General features: G+C 50.0%; 22 protein-coding genes and 1 tRNA gene. 9 read left to right on the forward strand and 14 right to left on the reverse strand.

All coding sequences use genetic code 11. The features are described 5' to 3' along the window. Positions 1-2: 2 nt before the first annotated feature. From cbiM to IQ217_RS10100, 4 genes are read right to left on the reverse strand one after another with little or no spacing between them, the layout of a single operon-like run. Positions 3-647 (reverse strand): cobalt transporter CbiM, encoded by a 645-nt coding sequence (gene cbiM / locus IQ217_RS10085; RefSeq protein WP_194019840.1) that lies wholly within the window; start codon positions 645-647, stop codon positions 3-5. Further along, positions 648-1,181, reverse strand: coding sequence for a carboxypeptidase-like regulatory domain-containing protein (locus IQ217_RS10090; protein WP_194019841.1), 534 nt, complete (start codon positions 1,179-1,181; stop codon positions 648-650). It lies immediately after the preceding gene. 5 nt (positions 1,182-1,186) lie between these two features. After that, positions 1,187-2,008, reverse strand: coding sequence for a hypothetical protein (locus tag IQ217_RS10095; protein ID WP_228024015.1), 822 nt, complete (start codon positions 2,006-2,008; stop codon positions 1,187-1,189). After that, positions 1,980-2,150 carry a hypothetical protein gene (locus IQ217_RS10100; RefSeq protein WP_194019863.1) on the reverse strand — a complete coding sequence of 57 codons (171 nt, stop codon included), beginning with the start codon at positions 2,148-2,150 and terminating at the stop codon, positions 1,980-1,982. The genes IQ217_RS10095 and IQ217_RS10100 overlap by 29 nt, the downstream gene beginning before the upstream one ends. 395 nt (positions 2,151-2,545) lie before the next feature. Between IQ217_RS10100 and pirA the strand changes: the two genes are divergently transcribed. Continuing rightward, positions 2,546-2,701, forward strand: coding sequence for an arginine synthesis PII-interacting regulator PirA (gene pirA, locus IQ217_RS10105; RefSeq protein WP_010873614.1), 156 nt, complete (start codon positions 2,546-2,548; stop codon positions 2,699-2,701). Positions 2,702-3,062: 361 nt separating this feature from the next. On the opposite strand, the gene IQ217_RS10110 is transcribed toward pirA, so the two are convergent. Then, positions 3,063-3,341, reverse strand: coding sequence for a hypothetical protein (locus IQ217_RS10110; protein WP_228024016.1), 279 nt, complete (start codon positions 3,339-3,341; stop codon positions 3,063-3,065). A 145-nt stretch (positions 3,342-3,486) separates the two neighbouring features. On the opposite strand from IQ217_RS10110, the gene IQ217_RS10115 reads away from it, so the two are divergent. Continuing rightward, positions 3,487-3,774, forward strand: coding sequence for a hypothetical protein (locus IQ217_RS10115; RefSeq protein WP_190595758.1), 288 nt, complete (start codon positions 3,487-3,489; stop codon positions 3,772-3,774). Positions 3,775-3,907: 133 nt separating this feature from the next. Here IQ217_RS10115 and IQ217_RS10120 read toward each other — a convergent pair whose 3' ends face one another. Both IQ217_RS10120 and lpxA read right to left on the reverse strand, forming a co-directional pair. Continuing rightward, positions 3,908-5,005, reverse strand: coding sequence for a glycosyltransferase family 4 protein (locus IQ217_RS10120; protein WP_194019844.1), 1,098 nt, complete (start codon positions 5,003-5,005; stop codon positions 3,908-3,910). A 15-nt stretch (positions 5,006-5,020) separates the two neighbouring features. Further along, the gene (gene lpxA, locus IQ217_RS10125) at positions 5,021-5,908 is read right to left on the reverse strand and encodes an acyl-ACP--UDP-N-acetylglucosamine O-acyltransferase (protein ID WP_228024017.1); all 888 of its coding nucleotides are present in this window, start codon (positions 5,906-5,908) and stop codon (positions 5,021-5,023) included. Between the two features lie 117 nt (positions 5,909-6,025). On the opposite strand from lpxA, the gene IQ217_RS10130 reads away from it, so the two are divergent. Continuing rightward, complete coding sequence (locus IQ217_RS10130; RefSeq protein ID WP_228024018.1) at positions 6,026-6,619, forward strand: hypothetical protein; 594 nt, start codon at positions 6,026-6,028, stop codon at positions 6,617-6,619. A 219-nt stretch (positions 6,620-6,838) separates the two neighbouring features. Then, positions 6,839-7,864, forward strand: coding sequence for an NYN domain-containing protein (locus tag IQ217_RS10135; RefSeq protein WP_194019846.1), 1,026 nt, complete (start codon positions 6,839-6,841; stop codon positions 7,862-7,864). Here the strand turns inward: IQ217_RS10135 and cobA are convergent. The 3 genes from cobA to IQ217_RS10150 all read right to left on the reverse strand — a co-directional run bounded on the left by cobA (position 7,811) and on the right by IQ217_RS10150 (position 12,760). After that, the gene (gene cobA / locus IQ217_RS10140) at positions 7,811-8,638 is read right to left on the reverse strand and encodes a uroporphyrinogen-III C-methyltransferase (RefSeq protein WP_194019861.1); all 828 of its coding nucleotides are present in this window, start codon (positions 8,636-8,638) and stop codon (positions 7,811-7,813) included. The two genes, IQ217_RS10135 and cobA, sit on opposite strands and share 54 nt — an antisense overlap. Before the next feature lie 36 nt (positions 8,639-8,674). Continuing rightward, positions 8,675-12,160 carry a transcription-repair coupling factor gene (gene mfd, locus IQ217_RS10145; RefSeq protein WP_228024020.1) on the reverse strand — a complete coding sequence of 1,162 codons (3,486 nt, stop codon included), beginning with the start codon at positions 12,158-12,160 and terminating at the stop codon, positions 8,675-8,677. A 294-nt stretch (positions 12,161-12,454) separates the two neighbouring features. After that, entirely contained in the window at positions 12,455-12,760 is a 306-nt protein-coding gene (locus tag IQ217_RS10150) for a hypothetical protein (RefSeq protein WP_194019847.1), read from the reverse strand. A gap of 832 nt (positions 12,761-13,592) precedes the next feature. Between IQ217_RS10150 and IQ217_RS10155 the strand changes: the two genes are divergently transcribed. The 3 genes from IQ217_RS10155 to IQ217_RS10165 all read left to right on the forward strand — a co-directional run bounded on the left by IQ217_RS10155 (position 13,593) and on the right by IQ217_RS10165 (position 16,645). After that, entirely contained in the window at positions 13,593-14,558 is a 966-nt protein-coding gene (locus tag IQ217_RS10155) for a septal ring lytic transglycosylase RlpA family protein (protein WP_194019848.1), read from the forward strand. Positions 14,559-14,881: 323 nt separating this feature from the next. Beyond that, positions 14,882-15,874, forward strand: a complete 993-nt coding sequence (locus IQ217_RS10160; RefSeq protein ID WP_194019849.1) for a DMT family transporter — start codon at positions 14,882-14,884, stop codon at positions 15,872-15,874. A 93-nt stretch (positions 15,875-15,967) separates the two neighbouring features. Continuing rightward, positions 15,968-16,645, forward strand: a complete 678-nt coding sequence (locus tag IQ217_RS10165; RefSeq protein ID WP_194019850.1) for a phosphoribosylanthranilate isomerase — start codon at positions 15,968-15,970, stop codon at positions 16,643-16,645. Here IQ217_RS10165 and IQ217_RS10170 read toward each other — a convergent pair. Then, positions 16,642-16,935: a DUF6439 family protein gene (locus IQ217_RS10170; RefSeq protein WP_194019851.1), complete on the reverse strand. Its 294-nt coding sequence runs from the start codon at positions 16,933-16,935 to the stop codon at positions 16,642-16,644. The genes IQ217_RS10165 and IQ217_RS10170 overlap by 4 nt on opposite strands. A 276-nt stretch (positions 16,936-17,211) precedes the next feature. Then, the gene (locus IQ217_RS10175) at positions 17,212-18,216 is read right to left on the reverse strand and encodes a DUF1517 domain-containing protein (RefSeq protein WP_190595740.1); all 1,005 of its coding nucleotides are present in this window, start codon (positions 18,214-18,216) and stop codon (positions 17,212-17,214) included. A 289-nt stretch (positions 18,217-18,505) separates the two neighbouring features. Here IQ217_RS10175 and IQ217_RS10180 point away from each other — a divergent pair, with 289 nt between their 5' ends. Further along, positions 18,506-18,844, forward strand: coding sequence for a P-II family nitrogen regulator (locus IQ217_RS10180; protein ID WP_028949278.1), 339 nt, complete (start codon positions 18,506-18,508; stop codon positions 18,842-18,844). A gap of 110 nt (positions 18,845-18,954) precedes the next feature. Here IQ217_RS10180 and rdgB read toward each other — a convergent pair whose 3' ends face one another. Next, positions 18,955-19,539 (reverse strand): RdgB/HAM1 family non-canonical purine NTP pyrophosphatase, encoded by a 585-nt coding sequence (rdgB, locus tag IQ217_RS10185; RefSeq protein ID WP_194019852.1) that lies wholly within the window; start codon positions 19,537-19,539, stop codon positions 18,955-18,957. A 97-nt stretch (positions 19,540-19,636) separates the two neighbouring features. On the opposite strand from rdgB, the gene IQ217_RS10190 reads away from it, so the two are divergent. Further along, a tRNA-Thr gene (locus IQ217_RS10190) sits at positions 19,637-19,708 on the forward strand. A gap of 14 nt (positions 19,709-19,722) precedes the next feature. Here IQ217_RS10190 and IQ217_RS10195 read toward each other — a convergent pair. Continuing rightward, a complete protein-coding gene (locus IQ217_RS10195) occupies positions 19,723-20,895 on the reverse strand; it encodes an extracellular solute-binding protein (protein ID WP_194019853.1) in 1,173 nt (390 codons plus the stop codon). Positions 20,896-20,949: the final 54 nt, after the last annotated feature.

Here is a 20,949-nt window from a genome sequence, read left to right on the forward strand (position 1 = left end):
GCCTAACCCTCCAATAATTCCGGTTTGACCCGTTGCAAAAATAAAACCACCATGACAGTGAATATACCTTCCAGCAGTATTAGGGGTAAATGTCCGAGGGCCACCACCAGAATGGCCCGGTGTTCAGCGGCGGCATCTAAGCCAGTCGGTAAACTGGTCAAAGTCAGGCTAATGAAAATTAGCACAGTTAAGGCTAAACCCCCACTGCCCCCCAAAAAAGCACAAATACCAGTGGGCCAGGGCTCCGGTAGAAATTTTTCCAGGCCATAGCGCAGTTGAAAAATATGATAGGCCGCCAACGCCGGTAACCCCATTAACACCCCATTAATACCCAAAGTGGTCAGTCCCCCGTGGCCTACCATCAACGCCTGGAAAAAGAGACCAATCAAAATAGCGGGCAGGGCAAAATAACCCAGTATTACCCCCAACAAACCATTGAGTACGAGATGGACACTGACTGGGGGCAGGGGAATATAAAGGGAGGACGCAACAAAAAAAGCTGCCGTCAGTAACGAAGCTTTGGGGATGTTTTCTAAGGTATTCCCTTGATGGTTAATTTGCCTTAAACAATACCAGGTGGCCAGCCCCGTTACCGCATAACCCCCTGCCACTATCTGGGGAGGCAATAGACCATCGGGAATGTGCATCTAGGTTCTACCTTTGCTGTGGCTTTGACTTTTACTGCTAAAAAATAGGGCTGTGCCCACAAATCCCCAAATGACTGCTCCGATGGTAATGCCCCGTTGCATGGGGGATAGGGCGGCGGCGTTGGGAACGGAGGCTACGGTGATCTCCGGGGTCATTTGGTCGGAGTTGGATTGCTCGGAACCTGAATCCATTGTGCCACCATTGGCTGTTTTCGCCTGCCAAGGTATGGTGACCATAGCCCCATGGCCCCCTTGCCGCACAGCCACTTCCCAGTTACCAGGGCGATCGCCTGGAGGGGTGAAGGTAAATTTACCCTGTTCGTCGGTGACCCCCGTTAACCAAGGTTGGGAGGAACTGTCTGGAGCATAGACCAACACCTGGGCTTCCGTCATGGGTTCTCCGGAGTCGTATTGGGCTGCCACGGCGATCGCCGCCACGGAATGATGTTCTACTTTAACTCCGTGGGCGAGGACAGGGGCCGTGTGGCTAAGTATGCCTCCCGCTAAAAAAAACAAGATTAAACTAGATTTCATCGGATTTACTGGTTGACGGAAGTGGTGGTGTTAAATTCTCGGGTTTGTCGGCAATGGCCTTCCCCCACATGGCCAAGGTTGGCCAAAACTTGCAAAAAGGTTTGATAATCTGCCTCACCTAATTGGGCTTGCAAATCCTCGCTGTTGATTTCAATGCCCTTTTCCTGGGCCAGGGCCGCTAGGGGGGCAAAACCGAAAGCACTAAGGTTAATGTCGCTGTCGGCGGATTCTTTCCCTTCCCCAAATAAATGATCTAAGTGAAAGGTTGCTTCCAAATCGGCCTTACCCCCGGCAGTTAAAATGCCTTTGCGTTCATCTCCGACAAAATCACCACAAATAAAGCCCAATTGCTCCTTCACCCCTAATTTGAACGGAATTGTCCGACCATCTTTAGTTGCCGTTCCCTCCAGTAAAATTGAGTAACCTTGGGCTGGACCTGCTGCGGCCAGGGGCATTTGCCAAGATAAAGCGTTAAATTTTCCCGCCGGAGCCGGGGTTTCCCCCACTAAAACAGTTTCAGCGTCTTTTCCTGCCGCTGCTAAATCCACTACGGTGGACCCTGGTATGGCGATCGTCACGGCCGTATCTGGCAATGGAGCATCAGTGCTGGCATCAAAGGTCGGTTCGATCTGGTAAGCATTAATTTCCGCCAGGGAAACATAAACGTGACTAAAGTCCAGAGACCAGCCATCCTTAGTGGTCAGACCTTCCCGGGCCCGTTGTTCTCCGTTGGCCCGCACTGTTAAAGTGCCCTGGTTCACTGGGGGAGAGGCTTTCAGTTCTGGGGAGGAAAGGGTTTCACCACCACAGCCAGATAGCAATACCAATAGCAGTGATGCCAAAGACCACCCCCTTGTAAATGGCGATCGCATAGTTTTCCCTGGGAGGCACAAACAACGCTTCTGATGTGTTCTTCCCATAGTCAAAGGTGGAAAAATTTACCTGACACTGGAGAGATTGGAAGCACAATTCCTACTTAACCTTGCCTGCTCAAAAAGTACAATACCCTCTGGGGGCAAGGGGCATCCAGTTTCCCCCTTGTTTCTTGACAGTAGGGCAGGGCATAGGTAAGCCCAAAATTTGGTTTAATAGCGGCACTAATGGGGAAGCTCCCAGCTCCCTATTGTCCCTGGCCCTAACCGGGAAGCATGGATCATAAACTCTATCTCTGGGGACAAATTTTGTGGACGGGGAGGAAACTACTTTTTTTCCAGGTTGGTTACCCTTTTGTTCGGACTTAATTCATACATTTTTGTTAACTTCAGTAACAATAGATACCGTTATGGAAATCTCCTAGGGTTTTATGTTATGTTGAGTGTAAATCTAAATGTAAGTTTTTCACTGCCTTTCGGAGGGTAGAAGTAATGAATAATCGTAAACGTGTTTTGACTCAAACGGCGATCGCCCACAAAGAAACCCTGCGTCAAAACCTCCAGCACCGACTAGAGCGGGCTCGGGCCGCCGGCAATCAGTCCCTTGTCAGTCAACTGGAAGCAGAAGCCGCTTACCTCCATCTGTAGGTTGGATTGGTGGGGTTTTGAGTGCCCCAAAGACGCCAAGAACATAGTTGACTAATGGTTGACAAAGTTTGCAAGAAATTTCTAGAGTTGATGGCGATTTATCCCCGGGATAGGTCGCCTTTTTGCTGGGATTTGCACCATTAACAGCCTGTAAACAGAAATATTGTTTGAATCTTAACTGCCCCATGCTTGTCCGGAAATTTCCAGCATTAAACTTAAAGTGAGTTCGAGTCACTACTGGAAGTTTCTAATCAAAGAAAACCTGCCAAAAGTTTTCCTCCCTGGGGGGTTTCTGTTGAGATTTCCTTGACCCAGGTCAGCTCAAACCGAAATGGGCACTCCTTGTCCTTGGCATAAATAATCACTCGAACTTTTCGGGGCAGACCTTCTGGGAAAAATCGTCCCAACGTTTCAGCAACTCGGCTTCGGTGTTTTTTTCACTAGTATCCAAGAGTTGCAGGGGAAAAAGATGAAATTGCCGATGGCGATTAAAAGCATCCATTGCCGCTTGACTTGCCTGTATGCGAGCCACCTCCAGGGTAGCTTGACTGCTGCAAATAGTTTCCGCATAGATATTTATGGCCAGTGTCTGATTGAAGTTGTCAGGAAATTCGAGGGGCTGGAAAAATGCAAGCAACATCACACTAGGTTCTCTCCCAGGCAGAATAACTTTAGACAAGTCCAAGCTTAAACCAAAACTTTATGTTAATTATCTTAAAATATTAGATAAGAAAATTTGGGTAACAGATATAATTACCTAATGATTAAGCATTGAGGTCTAAATCATGAAGGTATTACATTTGGTGCTGATGGCAACTTTCTCTGTGGTTTATGCAACCCTTGCTGTGGCAAGTCCCATTACCTACTATGGTCAGAAAGGGGAATATACCGTCGACTACGAAGCAGGAACCTATCGAGGCTGTGTTTATGGGACAGGCTGTATTAAATTAGGTCCCAGCCGTAAAGCAGGCATTTCAACTTGGAAAAATGGAGATTATACCTACTCAATTAATGACAACACAGTGGAAGTTTATCTAAAAGGTAAATTAATTTTTAAAGATACATTTAATTAAGATTAATTTCTCCACTCCCCTTCTTTCCAAACAGTTTAAGTGTTTTGAGAATGAGAACGTCAATTCATTCTTTGGAATCAGAATTGGTAACCAAATTACCTAGTGGTTCGCCATGGGATTAGGTTTCGCTAACCTAAAGATAATTTGCCAATGCGTCCGTAGTTAAATGCCCGGTTTTTTCCCAAGAGAATGCCCCGGCCCTGGCTAAGCCCTGTTGCTGTAACTGCTGACGCAAACTGTCATCCTTCCACACCTGCTCCATGGCTTGGTAAATTTCCCCAACATTAAAAGGGTCAACCAGTAGGGCGGCATCCCCTGCCACTTCCGGTAGAGAGGAGACGGAGGAAGTAATTACCACCGTGCCACAGGCCATGGCTTCCAGCACCGGAAAACCAAATCCTTCCCAGAGAGAAGGAAATACCAGGGCGATCGCCTGGCGATAAAGTTGCCGCAGTTGGTCGTAGCTGACGTAGTCCAAACAATGCACCAATGGACCAATGCCTAATTGCTCTGCCAAGGTCATTAATTTGGGGGTGTAACGGCGATCGGTGGGGCCTGCCAAAATTAACTCAACATCTCGATTGTTGGTAGTTTGGATAAACCGGGCAAAGGCTTCGATCAGCCTGGCCACATTTTTATGGGGGTCGTGACGGCCCACAAAGAGAAAGTAGGGCTTTTCCCTAGAGGGTAAATTATCTTCCCCTAGCTGAAAATGCTCCCGGTCATATCCCAAGGCGATCGGGGTAATTTTACTGGCAGGAATTTGGAAATAATCCACCACATCATCGGCCGTGGCTTGGGAGTTGCAAAGAATATGTTCCGCTTGTCCCAACACCAAGGGCAGATAAAACTTGCAATAGCTGGTTAGGGGAGATTTCCAATGGGGAAACCGGAGGGGAATTAGGTCGTGTACCATCACCACTGTGCGGCAACCGGACCAAAGGGGAGCTTCGGGAATCGGAGAAAAAAGCAAGGAAGCCTTTAACTGTTGGCAAAGTTTTGGTAACTGAAACTGGGTCCAGACTAGACGGTTAAAATGGCCCCGACTGCCCTGGGCCGGGGTGAGATTATTCGGCACGGTTTGGCAAGCAAAATTAGCCACCATGTGAGAGGTTAGTAAGGTTGGGTTGAGGGATTTAAGATGGGGAAAAACGTTGCTGGCATAGACGCTCAACCCCGTCGGTTGGGCCAGCAAAAAGGAAAGATTAATTAGTAAGTGGGAATCGGCCATGGCAACAATGCTGACCTACTTTTTGCCGGGAATGGGACCCCGTCGTCCTTGGCCGTAGCTAGATTCCTGGAGAAACTTTTGGAAGTGTTGCACGTAGGGATGGGCTGCCGATCGCCCTAATTCTTCCAAAGCTTGTTGGTAGGGGGTCTCAGAACGATAAATCAAGCGAAAGGCCTGTTTGAGGGCACTCAGATCCTCCGCCGACATGCCAGACCGTTGCAAACCGATGAGATTCAAAGAACGTACCCGGGAAGGATTACCCTCCACAATGGTAAAAGGTGGCACATCCCGTTCAATGCGACTCATGCCCCCCACCATGGCCAACCGGCCAATATGGACAAATTGGTGGACTCCCAAAACACCACTGATTCTCGCCTGGGACTCAATATGGATATGCCCCGCCAAAGCCACTGAGTTGGCAATGATTACTTCATTTTCAATGACGCAATTGTGGGCCACATGGGCATAGGCCATCAACAAATTGCGATCGCCAATGCGGGTCACTGCCCCCTCTTCCGTCGCCCGGTTAATGGTGACGTATTCCCGAATTTGGTTATTGTTGCCAATTTTGACCCAGCTTTCTCCCCCCTTATACTTCAAATCCTGGGGTTCACAACCAATGACTGCACCGGGAAAAATACGATTTCCTGTACCAATTTCCGTGGGGCCTTCCACCACCACATGGGGGCCGATCACAGTGTTAGCCCCGATGGTAACTTTTTCCCCGATGACACTAAAAGCCCCCACCTGGACTGTGGCATGTAACTGGGCTTGGGGATGGATAATGGCCGTTGGATGGATAGATGGGGACAAGGTCGCTTCTCCCAAGCGGTTATCAGTCAACATTAATCTCTCGGAATGGGGGATAATCGGAGCAGGGACAAGGGCAAATAACTTCCCCATAGATTAGCAGGCATTGTACCCCCTGGAGTGACCCCCAGGAGCTTGATCTTCTCTGCAACTCTGATTACAATCCAGTGGTTTGGTGATGGTGTCAATTTCGTCTTGGTGTTAACCCGTATGCTTAGCTCTATCGGTTCTAACGGCTCTAAACATAATCTTAAGAAGTATTTTAAACAACTCCGCCGTCCCTTTGCTCCCATTGGCTGTGGTCTGTTGATGGCCAGCGGTATGGTTTTTGCTCCGATCGCCGCCGTGGCTGGGGACTGGAACCAGTTTGATGTTTGTGTGAGCGAACTGAAGCGGAATGGAGTCAGCGATGATGCAGCCGCCTCCGGTTGTGCCCAGGCGATTATTCCCAAGGAAATGTCCCAATGCGTCAACATGATCAGCCGTAACACCAACATCACCGGCATTGTGGCGTTGCAATCCTGTTTCCAGGTACGTCGCCCGGTGGATTTGGGGAACTGTGTGGTGGACATTGACCGGGGGGTAGTGGGGCGAAACCGCTCTCCAGAGGGGGAAGATGTGACCATGGCTGCCCTCAATAGCTGTCGCCAAAGTTTACTGCCTGGCCGTCATTCGGAATGTGTGCTGGCCCTGAGTCGGGAAGTTTCCGATTTCACACCCCAAAAAGCGATGAATACCTGCCTAGCGGCGGAGGATTTCCCCCGGGATCTTTTCCCTGCCTACAGTGAAACCCAACCAAATTAGTTTAGTTATTAATTTCGCCTAGTAACTCTTAGAAGGGTTCATGGTACTCCAGACCAGCAGTTTTGCTCGGGGAGAACTGGGTGGATGACTAACTGTGTTTGTCATGTGAACTGTCCACTGACCTTGAAGTTTTTTCCAGGTAAATTCCAGGTAATGGCAATGGGGTTTTCCAGCAGTTCTGGATAATTTGGAATCAACAACCAAATTAGGTGAACGGCAATGAATATTGTTTCACTTCTAGCCTCCGGTTTAACCCTAGCCACAGTAGGCCTTGTTTCTGGCCAGGGAGCCCTAATGGCCACCGGCACGGCCATGGTGACCGCCAGTGGGGCCAGTGCAATCACAGTTGTAGAGCAAAAAAAGAAATTTGATTCTGTCCTACGGCAATTAGAGGATAACTTTGCTTCCAGCCAAGGGCAAATGCAAGCTTCTATGGCGGCGATCGCCGAACAGATCAGCCGATTGGAACAGGACACAAAGGTAACGGAGAAAATGGCCCAAAAAGTTGACCGGGTTCACACGAGTAACCGTTTGGTGGTGGGTAAACTGCAAAAATACCAACGGCAACACCTGGTTATGGCCGCCACCTTAGAACAGCAAGGACAAGAGTTGGAGCAACTTCAGCAAAAGACACCGAAATCCATCCCCCCGATAGTCAGCGTTTCCGAAGCAGGGGCCAGTAAGATAGTTTCCCTCGTGCCCAACCTGACTCAGCAGATTTCCACCACAGCCCATATCGTTATCGACGGCAATAATTTCAGCAAAAATGCCCAGGAGTTGGGTTTAGAAATTAACTGGAAATTTCTCAAGGTTGCCTTAGTGGCCCTAGCCGAGGACAGTGACGGTTTCAACCTCAAATACTACGGTGGTATTTACCAAAAACCGACCCAAGCCCAGCGGGAAAAACTCAAACACCTGCGGGACCTCAAATATGAAGTAGTTTCCCTGCCCGTGGCCCAATTGCCCAATGGTCAATCTAAAACCCTAGGGGACGATATGGCGATCGGAGTGGATTTAATGGACTGCGCTCGGTCGGGGGATGAGGTGATCCTAGTTACGGGAGATGGAGACTTTATCCCCTTGATTGAAAAATTGCTTGATCGCCAAGTGCGGGTGAAAGTGGTTGGTTCGGCTCAACATACTAATTACCGCCTGAAAAAATACCGGGGCCAAGGCTTTGAGTTTATTGCCCTAGAGTCCCTGGTCGATCAAATTGTGCACCTGAAAAAACCACGGGTTGCCTAGCATAGGTTGCAACTGCTGACGAAGATTAGCCGGATAGTTCACTACGGCCCCGATGACCACGATCGCCGGGGCTTGAAAATTTTCTGCCTCAATCTGGGCCAAAATAGTGGCAAAAGTACCCACCAATTCCTGTTGTTCTGGACAGGTTCCCCAGCGAATCAGGGCAATGGGAGTATCTTCTGGCAACCCCGCCAACTGTAACTGGGGCAAAATAGTGGCCAAACTATACACCCCCATATAAATCACAATGGTCTCCGATCCCCTGGCGATCGCCGCCCAATTCACCTCTGGCCGATATTTGCCTGCCGCTTCGTGGCCAGTGACAAAGGTAACGGAAGAGCTATAACTCCGATGGGTGAGGGGAATGTGAGCATAGGCCGGTGCTGCAATGCCCGCCGTAATGCCCGGCACCACCTCCACTTCAATACCAGCCCGTACTAAATCTTCCATTTCTTCCCCTCCCCGGCCAAAAATAAACGGATCTCCCCCTTTGAGGCGTACCACCACCGCATATTTTCGGGCCAATTGCTCCAACAGCGCCGTCGTTTCCTGTTGTAATTTTGTATGTCTGCCCCTTCTTTTCCCCGCATCCACCAATTCCGCTTGGGGATTAACCATGGCCAAAATAGCCGGACTTACCAAAGCGTCATAAACCACCGCCTCAGCATTTTCCAACAAAGCCTTGCCCTTAATGGTCATTAATCCGGGATCCCCAGGGCCGGCACCAACCAAATACACCTTTCCCATCAGTCCGTTGTGCAAATCTAGAACCACCTTTTCGATAATTTTGTTAGTTTTGAATGGCAATTATTAATTAACTAAAGTCTCTATTTTGACCTCCGGTAAAGCCCCCTGCATTTTGCCAAACCAATCGATCAGATTATCCATTTGTTTAGCCGGTGGCAATACCCCCAGTCCCCGCACCACCACTTTTTTCGTACTGTAAACAAAGCGGGATTGGAGATGGCTGGGCAAATTTTCTGCTAACAACTTCCAGGCTGGTTCTTCCATGGGGGTTTCCAGAACAAGATTTTGTTTGCCCTCCACCTTAATGCGGGAAAAGCCCAAAGACTTAGCTAAATGCTTGAGCTTTACCACTTTAAATAATTCTTCCACTGGACTCGGTAGTGTACCATACCGATCGCCCCAATCCAGGGCAACTTTGGGTAACTCATCGGTGGATTCAATGCTGGTAATGGTGCGGTAGGCGGCCATTTTTTCTTCCAAATCGGGAATGTAATCACTGGGAATGAAGGCCGTCAGGGACAGGTCGATTTGGGTATCCTCCACTTTGGGAATTTCCTGCCCTTGAATTTCCCGGATGGCATCCTGCAACATTTCCATGTAAAATTCATAGCCGATCGCCTCAATTTGTCCGGATTGTTCTGCCCCCAACAAATTACCTACACCCCGAATTTCCATGTCTCTAGTGGCTAGTTGATAACCGGAGCCCAGTTGGCTAAATTCCTGGAGTGCCCGCAGTCTTAACCTTGCTTTCTCTGTTAGCTGTTTTTGATTAGGATAGAGTAACCAAGCATGGGCCTGAATGCCCGATCGCCCCACCCGTCCCCGCAGTTGATAGAGTTGGGCCAAGCCAAATTTTTGGGCATCTTCGACAATAATTGTGTTTACCCTGGGAATATCCAAACCAGCCTCGATAATGGTAGTACACACTAGAATATCCGCCTCTCCATCATTGAAGGCCAACATGGTACTTTCCAGTTCCGATTCCTCCATTTGACCGTGGCCAATGGCAATGCGAGCACTGGGCACCATCTGGCGCAATTGTCCTCCCAACTCTTCGATGCCTTCAATGCGGGGCACCACATAAAAAACCTGGCCTCCGCGGTCTAGTTCGTTGCGGATGGCGGTGCGAATTACTTCGGGGTTATAGGGGGATAAATGGGTTTTAATGGGACGGCGGGAAGGAGGCGGAGTGGTAATTAAGCTCATTTCCCGGATCCCAGACAAGGACATATAAAGGGTGCGGGGAATGGGAGTAGCAGTGAGGGTTAAGACGTCCACTTCCGTTTTTAAGGTCTTAATTTTTTCCTTTTGGTTAACGCCAAAGCGCTGTTCTTCGTCAATGACTAGTAAGCCCAAATCTTTGAATTTCACCGATGGGCCCAATACCTGTTGGGTACCTACCACAATATCCAGTTCACCACTTTTTAACTTAGCTAAAATTTCCTTTTTTTCTGATGCTGTCCGGAAGCGATTTAACAACCCAATGGTGATGGGATAGGGGGCAAATCTTTCTTTAAGCGTGTGGTAATGCTGTTGGGTTAACACCGTGGTGGGAGCCAATAAAGCCACCTGTTTATTCCCACTGGTTACGGCCTTAAAAATAGCCCGCACTGCCACCTCCGTTTTACCAAAGCCCACATCGCCACACACTAATCGATCCATCGGGCGATCGCCTTCCAGATCCCGTTTCACATCCTGCACTGCCTTGAGTTGATCGGGGGTGGGTTGGTAGGGAAAAGAATCCTCCAATTCCTGTTGCCAGGGACTATCCGGGGGATAAGCATAACCCATTTGTTTTGCCCGTTTGGCATAGAGATTGAGCAAATCCACTGCCAACTTTTTGACCGCTTTACGGACTTTATTTTTGGTGGCTTCCCAAACTTTCCCCCCCATTTTATGCAGTTCTGGCGGTCTAGTGCCCGTATGGCGAAAACGGGATAAACTGTCCAAACTGTCCGCAGGTACCCGTAAAATACCGTCGGCGTATTGGATCATTAAATATTCCCGATTGGCCAAGGCATCCAACTTTAAAAATTTACCAATGCCATGGCTTTTATGGACGACATAATCTCCGGGGGAAAGTTTATTAATATCAACTTGTTTAGAGGTGGCCCGCCGTCGTTTCCGGACATATTCCGGTGTGGCTAAAGCGTGTTGCCCAAATAGTTCCCGGTCCGTAACTAGCACCACCCGAAATGTTGGCAGAATAAAGCCCTCCAGTTCCGCCATGCCCGCATATTTTAAAGTCACCGCTGTCCGTTGGATGTGGCTTTTTTCAATGGCAGGGTAATCCCTGGGGTTGGCAATGAACTGCACCGCACAGTCATGTTCTTGCAAGAGGGAAACGGTGCGACTGGGTTGGGCTGAAATCAACCAAGTGCTGTATTGTCCCAAGGTCAAACCACTATAAATTTCCCGTTTACCCCGTAAAATTTCCGCTAACTTGGCAAATTGGTGGGGCATGGTGGGGATTGGCCGGGCCGAAATGTCCAAACTATCCGTATTAACTTCGTGGATTTCCGACAGGGCGATATAAGTAAAACTTTCCTTCAGGCGATCGCCAAGGGCCGAAAAATCCCGATGCAATTGGGGCAAATCCTGCAACTGCAAAGCTGACCAATCCTGGGCCACCGCATCAAACCACCGTTCACTATGGGCCGCACATTGTTCCGGTTCATCCAGCACACAAACCGTTTCCGTCGGCAAATAGTCCAATAAACAAGCAGGCTCAGCAAAGGCCAAACCCAAAAATCGCTGCAATCCCTCCTTGCCAAACAATGCCTCAGTTTCCGCATCTTCTCCCCAAGCAGAGAGATCGATGGCCTGGGCATTTAGGGCCGGTTCAATTACCTGGTCAAAACTGGTGGGGGTCAGCACCAAACCAGTCAAGTCATCCAAAGAACGCTGGCTCGAAGGATCGAACTCCCGAATTTTTTCCAACTCATCGCCAAACCATTCCAGCCGCACTGGTAGCTCCGCCGACACCGGAAAAATATCAACAATGTCCCCCCGCCGACTCCATTGTCCCTCTGTTTCTACGGTGCTCCCCCGTTCATAGCCCAATCTAGCCAGGGTTAACTCCAGACTTTTGCTATCCATCTCCTGACCCCGCCGTAGGGCCAAGCAGTACTGCCGCAGGGTTGCCACCGGGGGTAAATGGGGCTGTAGAGCCTTTTCCGTGGCAATAATCGCCTTGCCCTTAACCTGATGGCCCTGGATCAATTCCGCCAACACCTGCATTTGTCCCCAGACCATTTCCGATTCCAGCCGCCCAGTGTCATAGGGGGAAGCTTCCGAAGTGGGGTAGAAGTTAACGGTTTGCCAACCCATCAGTTCTAACTGTGCTGTCCACCGTCCGGCTTCTTCCAACGTGGCAGTGATGACCAAAAGATTTTTCTCTAAGGACTGGGCCAAACTGGAAACAATCAACCCCTTGGGTAAGCGGGGCAGCCCACTGAGTTGCACATGGCCCCGCTTTTGTAATTTTTCCCGCAGGTCTTTGCTCAGAGGTAGGGTTTGCAGATGGCGCAGAATGGAGGAAAAGGTCATTGGGTTCAGAGCAGAGGAGATATTAACAAATCTTAGCCTGTTCCCCAGCCCAGCAGAATTTTTGTCCCTATTCCACCATTCCCCTGGTGAAGAACAGTCCCAGCGATGTCCCAGGTTAGGCCATGGTTAATAATTAATCCCAAAGAAAGTCGGCCCCGAGGCTTGGCTCCCAGGAAAACCTTTCCCTTGCTTCAGTTGTCAAAAACAAGGACGACCAAAACCTCCAACTGCCAGCGGACTTCAGGATCGAAAGAAGGGAAAAGGGAATCGGGAAAATTCTGTCATTAATGGAGATTAGCTATCTTTGTTCTGGCGGAGAAAGACCCGGTACACTCCGTAGAGAATCACCAGCAAAATGGCCAAAGTTACCAGGGAAGCCACAAACCTCAGCACCTGGGTCAAAATCGAAAAGGTAACGAACAAAACGGCGATCGCCACGGCCCCCTTGGCGGGGAGGGGCAACTTATCAAACCATTGCTGGAACTGCAACCAATATTTGCGAGCCGCACCGGTGATGCCATCGTCTCCCGTATCGTAGGAATCCACCACCTCTACTTTGGGGGCTTTAACTTCCTGGTCTTGATAATCTGATGGGGTCATAGACGAATTTTCCTGACAAGATCGCTACCAAGGCAACCACTGGGGCCATTGGCCAAGGATCATAGCACAACTGCCGGCCCTCCTTGGTAAGGTCACGGGTTAGGGCCTTGGGGGGAAAGAGTGACCCACAATGCAATCCCTTGGTCAATCACCAAACCCAGCCAACAGAGAATTTGTTTCCGGTGCCGATGCTATGTTTTTCTGTCCCCCCCAGAATTCACTCCGCTACCCATGGTGGGCTGACTGCCAACTCCCTCGACTCCTTACCAAGACTGGCTAACTATGCCGTCACTAGAGGGAAGTTTCCTTGACGGGACTTTTTTGCCAACAGGATTCCAGCAAAGAGATCTGATACATCGACCAAAAATGGGTCAACCGCCATGTTGCCTTTGACTCGCGACTGAAAATGGGTTGATTCAAATAACAAAACCAGAAACGAAATACTTGTCTGAGCTTCCAGAACATGGTCGGTTTCCTCCCAAAACATTGAGTTGATATGTTCACAAAAGATTTGATCTGCTGTCGATCACCCACCACTATCCAAATTGTCCCACTGCTTTTTGGAAACGGAACAAATTCTTTACACCTTGTAATGCAAGCTTTTACAGACCTTAATAAACTTTATTTATCTCTCCAATAAGATTTTCTGGGGTCTACTCCCCAATTTACGTGGTAGCTTGTGGAAGCTTGTAACGAAAATCTTGTCCGCCTTTTCGTACTATGTGCGGATGAGTGGGACCGCCGAAGACTCAGTAACTTATTTGCTTAAGTTTTCACCACTACCCTCTGATTCAATCGGGGTTTGCAGTCCTTGACCTTTACCTCTAAGTCTATGAAAGGAATTAACGTTTGTCGCTCGATCGCCGGTGTTATTGGCACAGCGAGTTTGACAACCCTGGTTTGGGGTAACTGCCCTTCTGGATTGTTGGCCTTAAACACCATCATCGAAGCGGATGCTCCGACAGCCGTTTCAGAGAATAATTCTTCTCTAGCTCCCTTAGAATCCTCCGTTACCGCCGCTTCTTCCAATCCGGTTTCCACTTTCCAAGACACCGAACTGATTTCTTTAGTTCCCCACCAAGGCCCGGAAAATCGTTTAGCTGTTACTCTGCGGGTGAACCAAATTCCCGTGGTCACCTTTTTGGGCACTGCCGCCGAGTTGACCGCCCTGGGCAATGACCAAGCCACTGACACCATGGAACGGGCCCAAACCGTTGCCCGTCGCCTCGATGAACTGAGCGGGGCTAAGTCCTTTGACCCAAGCACAATCAAAGTGGATCTAGATGCCACGACCAAGCAACTGGTGGTTAAATCCGTCGACGAAATTCTCCTGACCATCAACAAAAATACAGTTTTACCGGAAAAACCCCTCTCCGCCCCGGAAACGGCCCTGCAAACTGCGAACCGTCTCCGCCGTTTGTTGGGGGGGGCAGAGCCTATTGTCGCTTTACCGGCGGCTCTGCAGGTGGCTCGGGTGAATGCCTTTGATGCCGCTACAACGATTAAAAGAATTAAGGGAGGCATTGCTTCCTGGTACGGTCCTGGATTCCATGGGCGACGCACCGCTAATGGTGAGCGTTTTAACCAAAATGCCCTCACGGCGGCCCATCGGACTTTGCCCTTTGGCACTAGGGTGAAGGTGACCAATCTCCGCAACGGCCAGTCTGTGGTGGTGCGCATCAATGACCGGGGGCCCTTCACTGGGGGACGGGTAATTGATCTTTCCGCTGGGGCGGCCAGGGCGATCGGTATCCATAGCAGTGGCGTGGGTAATGTAGCCCTGGACATTGTGCAGTAATAATTAAAAATTCATAATTCTGGGCTATGCCATTGCTCCCAAGCATACTGGACTGTTTGTTTTCCTCTGGAAGTTTGGGGGCACAATCAACCCTGGCATAGTCCATTGTCAATATTTAGACCCATTAACTCCTACCGATCTACTTTGCCCATGGCGATCGGGGGGTTTTTGCTTTGGTGATTGATGGAAGAATCTCTTACTCTATCCCTTGCAGTCGTTATCGGGAAAATGTCGGTGAATACCATTGCCCTCGCCATGGCTTTGTAACAAAACTATACATACAATGGGGGGATGGCCATGCCTGCTCCATTACCGCCCCACCAATGCAGATTGAATCGAAAACCAATTCTAATATCCGTTCCGGGTTAACCCTGATTGCGCCTTTTTTCCTGTGGGGAACGGCCATGGTGGCGATGAAGGGGGTTTTGGCAGATACTACGCCCTTTTTTGTGGCAACGGTGCGCCTGATACCAGCGGGGATCTTGGTCTTGCTCTGGGCCATGGTGCAAAAGCGTCCCCAACCCCAGGATTGGCAGGGCTGGGGCTGGATTATTTTATTTGCCCTGGTGGATGGCACCCTTTTCCAAGGATTTTTAGCCCAGGGGTTGGAGCGCACAGGGGCAGGCTTAGGTTCCGTGATTATTGATTCCCAACCGATCGCCGTGGCGTTACTATCCAGTTGGCTATTCAAAGAAGTGATCGGCGGTTTGGGCTGGCTGGGGCTGCTACTGGGGGTAGGGGGCATCAGCTTAATTGGCCTGCCGGATGAATGGTTCTATCAGCTTTGGCATCTGCAAAGTTTGACCATCAATTGGAGTGGGCCTGCGTTGGTAGAAAGTGGCGAGTTATGGATGTTGCTGGCCTCCCTGTCCATGGCGGTGGGCACAGTGCTGATACCCTTTGTCAGCCGTCGGGTGGATCCGGTGGTGGCCACGGGTTGGCATATGATCATCGGCGGTTTACCCCTATTGGCGATCGCCTTGGTGGAAGATCCCCAACCTTGGCGCAATATTGACCTGTGGGGTTGGGGCAATCTGGCCTATGCGACGGTGTTTGGCAGTGCCATTGCCTATGGGATCTTTTTCTACCTTGCTTCCCGGGGTAATTTGACCAGCTTGAGTTCCCTCACTTTTTTAACGCCCATTTTTGCCCTCAGCTTTGGTAACTTGATTTTGGGGGAACAACTTAGTGCTCTGCAATGGTTGGGAGTCGCCTTTACGTTGGTGAGTATTTATTTAATTAACCAGCGGGAACAGTTAAAGATACAACTGCGGGCCATGTGGGGTTTGGTTCGTAAACCCGTAGTGAACGATTAATTTGGCATAATTGGGCACTGTTTCATCTACTTCTGCCTGAAACCCCAGCTATTTATTTGTTGTTCAATTCAAAATTCCCAGGAACTTTGCCCTATGGCCATGGAGGTAAAAATTTGTGGTTTACGCCATCCCGCCCAAGCCCAGGCGATCGCCGCTTTGGGATTCACCACCCTGGGATTTATTTGTGTGGAAGCTTCCCCCCGTTACGTCAGCCCCAAGGAAATTGCCCTGGTTCTGCAAAGCTTAACTGCCCATGACGAGCTATCGGCGATCGGGGTGTTTGCCAATGCCTCCCTACCTAAACTAGGGGAATTTCTAGCCCAAACCAACCTCAACGGCATCCAACTCCACGGTGATGAAACTCCCGAATTTTGCCGCCAAGTTAAACAAGCATTTCCCCAACATCGATTGATCAAAGCCCTCCGGTTAAGGCGATCGGAAGATTTGGCACGGGCGGAAGCCTATTATGATGCAGTGGACATTCTCTTACTCGATGCCTACCATCCAGAACAACTGGGGGGAACTGGGCAAACCCTTCCTTGGCAAAAGCTACAGCAATTCAGACCGCCCCTACCCTGGTGGTTAGCGGGGGGATTGACTCCTATCAATGTTCAAGAGGCGTTAAACCTGCTCCGGCCCGACGGCATTGATCTATCCAGTGGAGTAGAAAAGGCTCCGGCGGATAAGGATTTGGCAAAGATCGCCCAGTTACGGGCTCAATTGGATGCCCTCACAATTTTGCCCGATGTAAATCATCCTGAAAAAACCTAGGCTTTTTTAGACCGATCGCCATGGGTAGGACAGGGGGGCGCACTCAAACTTCGGTTTAACCAACCTTCTGCCTGTTGTACATGGGTCAATGCTTCCTGGGGGTTATCTTTGAGCAGATACACCAATGCCGCTGCCAATTCCTGACCAGCCTGGGCTTGGCGGTTACCCTTCAAACGATGCCAATCCTGGGGGGCGATCGCCAATCTTTCTGCCAGGGCCTGGGCCAGTTCTAGGGCAGAAAGTTCGGGGTGACTCACAAGGGAAGAGGTTTGGGAAGCAAAGGGAATCATGGTTGCAAACTGCTGGGAAAATTACGAACACCAAACCACGGATGGCCGGTTAACTGATTTGATTATGACCTTTTTTGCCGGGAGCCTGTTGGAAATTGTCCCAGCTCTCCTGCCCCTGAAAACTAAAGTGCCCGGCCCATTCCCCCCAAGAAGAAGGCAGTTTTCCCCGCGTTGTGTTTTGGCTGAATTTTGCCCAAAAAGAAAGCCCAGGCAAAGTTCCCCAGGCTTCCTCCAATGCTTATTTTTTGACTATGGGCAAATGAGCTGCTCCCACCACTACACCAGCCTCAGTTCTGGATATTCGCTGATAATATCGTTGCTGGTGAGGGTATCTCCTTCCTCTTGGGGCGTCCATAGCACTTCGATCGCCAAGAGGCGATCGCTACTGATGCCCCCCAGGGTTTGCAGAGATTGTTTGAGCTGACTGGAATCATTAACTTCCGGCAGGGTCAGATTACCCAGGGCTGCGGCAATAATGGTGACCAAAATATATTCCCCAGCACCATCGGGAACGGCATCGGGGCTATCTCCACCAATGGCCGGTGCCCTCCCCCCTTGGCGTAACTGATTATTAAAATTACTCAGAGTTTCGTCGGTGAATTTGCTCCGTTCAGTCAGGGCCAATTGATTAAAAGCAGCTTCGGCGGCACTCAAACGGACTTTATCACTCTGGCTGGAACCATAGACCCAATATTCAGGATGGCGTAGCAGGGCCAGGGTAGCTTCCTGCAGCACGAGGGAGCGGCCATTGGCAGTACCAGTGTCGGCGGAAAGGGCCAATTCATCTAGTTCTTTTTTCAGCTCTTTTGCACTAGCAAGCAAGCCCACCTGAATTTGGCCAATACCTACTTGGGGATCATTCCCCGCTAAGGCGCCGCCCCCTTCACCACTGCCGCCGCCACCATTGCGAATAGCATTGATCACCACATTGGCGATCGCAATCATGACTAAGATGCCGAAGATGCCGCCGAATCCTCCTCCAAAGCCAAAGAAAGGAATTATGAAGGGAAACCCAAAGCCCCCTCCCCCATAGGCACCACCAGAACGGTAGGAACCACCGCCGGGGCTGCTGTAACTACGACTAGGGGCACTACGGCTGGGAGCCCGGAAAGAACCGCCCCCAATGCGACCACCACTGCGCCGAGCTTCCGCTGAAAAGGTGGGGGTGAAGACGAGGGTAAAGGCCAGGACAAAAATAATCACCACTGAAGTGCCCCGCACCCAGACCGATCGCCAGGTAATATTCTTGGGTAGGGGTAAATTCTTGAGCATCTTAAGCATGGATAGAGAAACTTTGCTATTTTGATCTGGAAACACCACTGGCGGGATCGGTAGGACCCTGCTAAATCAACGGACAAAACTCCGTCTACTCCTCTAGGGTAACGGATTCTTCCCAGGGACGAATAGAAACTCTGTATTTTTTTTTGCTAATCTCGTCACTGGATCCACCAAGAGTCACGAAAAAACGGTACTGATTTTTACAAAAAAACTTTTGAAGAACATGTTAAAAGTGTCTGGCTAGCCTTATAAATGAAACAAAGACCAGATCATTGCACGAGGAGTACCAAGTTTGAAAAAAGTAGAAGCGATTATTCGCCCCTTTAAACTAGACGAAGTAAAAATTGCGCTAGTAAATGCAGGGATCGTTGGTATGACGGTCTCCGAAGTTAGGGGCTTTGGCCGTCAAAAAGGTCAAACAGAGCGTTACCGTGGCTCTGAGTACACCGTTGAGTTTCTCCAAAAACTCAAAATTGAGATTGTCGTCGATGAAGAACAGGTTGACATGGTTGTTGACAAGTTGGTATCGGCGGCCCGCACTGGCGAAATCGGTGACGGTAAGATCTTCATCAGCCCGGTGGATTCGGTAGTGCGGATTCGGACAGGGGAAAAGGACACCGAAGCTATTTAAGTCTTTTTGAGATTGAGATCTGCTTTCAGTTTCCTGGTAAGGTTGGGCCCTCTGAGGCTGTTTTGCTCTCCTAGCCCCAACTCCCCGCCCATTGCGGCCATCACCAGCCATCAAAAGCTGTCGAATTCTAATCCAGACCACCGGCGGATGAGTTTGTCAAAGGCTTGTCCCCGATGGCTCACCTGTCTCTTTTCTGCCTTTGTCATTTCTGCAAAGGTTTTTTTGTGCCTGGGTAGCCAAAAAATTGGGTCATAGCCAAAACCGTGGTCGCCCCTCGGACTGTGGGTGATTTCCCCCGGACAGATTCCTTCACTGCTTAGTTGAATACTGCCATCAGGAGCGGCGATCGCCACTACACAAATGAATTGGGCCTGTCGTTGGGTGACTCCCTCCATGGCCTGGAGCAGTTTAGTAATTCTTTCCCCATCGGTATTACCGTAGCGGGCGGAATATAAACCCGGTGCCCCGTCCAATGCATCCACCGCTAAGCCAGAATCGTCGGCGATCGCCCATTGGTTCAACGCTTTCGCCACCTGGGAAGCCTTTAAGCAAGCATTTTCATGGAATGTACTGCCGGTCTCTTCCACTTCAATTTCCGGGGGTTTGAGGGCTAACTGACAATCAAGGCGATCGAGATAGGCTTGCATCTCCGCTAATTTGCCTGGGTTTCCCGTGGCAACAATTAAAGTGGGCATGGTTTTCCTGGGTTTTATTGGTCGCTAAAAAAGTTTTTTAGGGGTAAAAATTAGCCAGAGCCTCTGGGTTGATCTTCTGCTATTCTGTATCAAAGATGCTGGTGTAGCTCAGTGGTAGAGCAACTGATTTGTAATCAGTCGGTCGCAGGTTCAAATCCCGTCACCAGCTTTGGTTTGAAGCCGTTAACCTGTAATTGTCTGAGCACTCCGCATGGTTTGCCATAGGGCCTTGTATTGGTCGGCACTGGCACTGTCCAGGGGAGCAAGGAATTCACAACGCTCCAACAACTCCGGCGAGAAGGCCAGCAAAGGATTGGTGGTCAGGGAACCAATGTCCAAGTTTTGATAGGGCACCGCCAAACCCTGACTAAAAGTAGCCATTTGCGTCAGACTGGATTGCTGGGCAGAAAAATTTAACCAATCATAGGTGATATCAGCGGCTTCGCTGCCAGCGGGCATGGTCCAGAGGTCGGCCCAGAGGGAAGTTCCAGAGGTGGGGATAATCGCCCTTAACTCCGACTGATTCCTAAGCAAGGGAATGATCTGGCTCGACCAGCCCACCGCTAGCCAGACATCTTTGTTCAGCAAAGCTTGGAGATAACATTGATTACTGTAAAACTTTACCTGGGCCGCCAATTCCTGTAGAGCGGGGGCTAGGGTTGGAATGGCCGCAGGATTGGTGACATTGTAGGAATAACCTAATTTTTTTAGGGTCAAACCGATCGCCTCCCTGGGGTCATCCACGAGGGCAATGCGTTGTTCTAACTCCGGCCGCCAGAGGTCAGACCAATCCGTCGGTTGCCAACCCAAGTCAGCAAAGGGTTGTTGGCGGTAAATGATCATGGTGGGGCCCCAGCGATAGGGAATGGCCCAAATTTTTCCAGCTTGATCCGGTACGCCCTGGTCATTGCGTTGTCCTAGTAATTGCCAACGGGGCGGCAGGGTTGACCATTGACTCAGTTGAGAAGAAGCAAAGGGTTGAATCAAACCAGTTTGGATAGCTTTTTCCAGCCAGACGTCTCCCCCTGTGACCAGTTGGGCGGGGCTTTGGAGTTGCTTGGTGCCTGGTCCATTGCCCCACAATCCTGGGAATGAATTTTTCCCTTGGGGATTGTGCCAGGTTTGCAAATTCTCAAACAAACTCTGGAGATTGGCGATCGCCTTGAAGTTGAGGTCTTTCCCCTGGGATAACTGCCGCTGAAATTGACTAATTAACTGGGGAGGCAGGGAGCGGTTCAGAAACTGTACTTCTTGGCCATTGCCTTGCCCCGGCCAACATCCCCCCAAACCAGTGGCAACCCCCAGAGCGGTGGCGGTCTGGAGAAAATGGCGGCGGGAGTACGGGGGAAGGGGCATAAACAGAACCCTCAAATTAATTGAGTCACTAACCGGAGTGGATTGAGTCAGGCA

Origin of the sequence: Synechocystis salina LEGE 00031 (assembly GCF_015207985.1) — a bacterium.
GTDB lineage: Bacteria > Cyanobacteriota > Cyanobacteriia > Cyanobacteriales > Microcystaceae > Synechocystis > Synechocystis salina.

Coding starts and splice junctions, on each gene's coding strand:
- rdgB (WP_194019852.1), bottom strand. CDS start 19,539: ATGCCCACTTTAATTGTTGCCACGGGAAACCCAGGCAAATTAGCGGAG.
- cbiM (WP_194019840.1), bottom strand. CDS start 647: ATGCACATTCCCGATGGTCTATTGCCTCCCCAGATAGTGGCAGGGGGT.
- IQ217_RS10110 (WP_228024016.1), bottom strand. CDS start 3,341: ATGTTGCTTGCATTTTTCCAGCCCCTCGAATTTCCTGACAACTTCAAT.
- IQ217_RS10160 (WP_194019849.1), top strand. CDS start 14,882: ATGCAGATTGAATCGAAAACCAATTCTAATATCCGTTCCGGGTTAACC.
- lpxA (WP_228024017.1), bottom strand. CDS start 5,908: ATGGGGAAGTTATTTGCCCTTGTCCCTGCTCCGATTATCCCCCATTCC.
- IQ217_RS10090 (WP_194019841.1), bottom strand. CDS start 1,181: ATGAAATCTAGTTTAATCTTGTTTTTTTTAGCGGGAGGCATACTTAGC.
- IQ217_RS10130 (WP_228024018.1), top strand. CDS start 6,026: ATGCTTAGCTCTATCGGTTCTAACGGCTCTAAACATAATCTTAAGAAG.
- mfd (WP_228024020.1), bottom strand. CDS start 12,160: ATGACCTTTTCCTCCATTCTGCGCCATCTGCAAACCCTACCTCTGAGC.
- IQ217_RS10120 (WP_194019844.1), bottom strand. CDS start 5,005: ATGGCCGATTCCCACTTACTAATTAATCTTTCCTTTTTGCTGGCCCAA.
- IQ217_RS10155 (WP_194019848.1), top strand. CDS start 13,593: ATGAAAGGAATTAACGTTTGTCGCTCGATCGCCGGTGTTATTGGCACA.
- pirA (WP_010873614.1), top strand. CDS start 2,546: ATGAATAATCGTAAACGTGTTTTGACTCAAACGGCGATCGCCCACAAA.
- IQ217_RS10195 (WP_194019853.1), bottom strand. CDS start 20,895: ATGCCCCTTCCCCCGTACTCCCGCCGCCATTTTCTCCAGACCGCCACC.
- IQ217_RS10115 (WP_190595758.1), top strand. CDS start 3,487: ATGAAGGTATTACATTTGGTGCTGATGGCAACTTTCTCTGTGGTTTAT.
- IQ217_RS10170 (WP_194019851.1), bottom strand. CDS start 16,935: ATGATTCCCTTTGCTTCCCAAACCTCTTCCCTTGTGAGTCACCCCGAA.
- IQ217_RS10165 (WP_194019850.1), top strand. CDS start 15,968: ATGGCCATGGAGGTAAAAATTTGTGGTTTACGCCATCCCGCCCAAGCC.
- IQ217_RS10135 (WP_194019846.1), top strand. CDS start 6,839: ATGAATATTGTTTCACTTCTAGCCTCCGGTTTAACCCTAGCCACAGTA.
- IQ217_RS10175 (WP_190595740.1), bottom strand. CDS start 18,216: ATGCTTAAGATGCTCAAGAATTTACCCCTACCCAAGAATATTACCTGG.
- IQ217_RS10150 (WP_194019847.1), bottom strand. CDS start 12,760: ATGACCCCATCAGATTATCAAGACCAGGAAGTTAAAGCCCCCAAAGTA.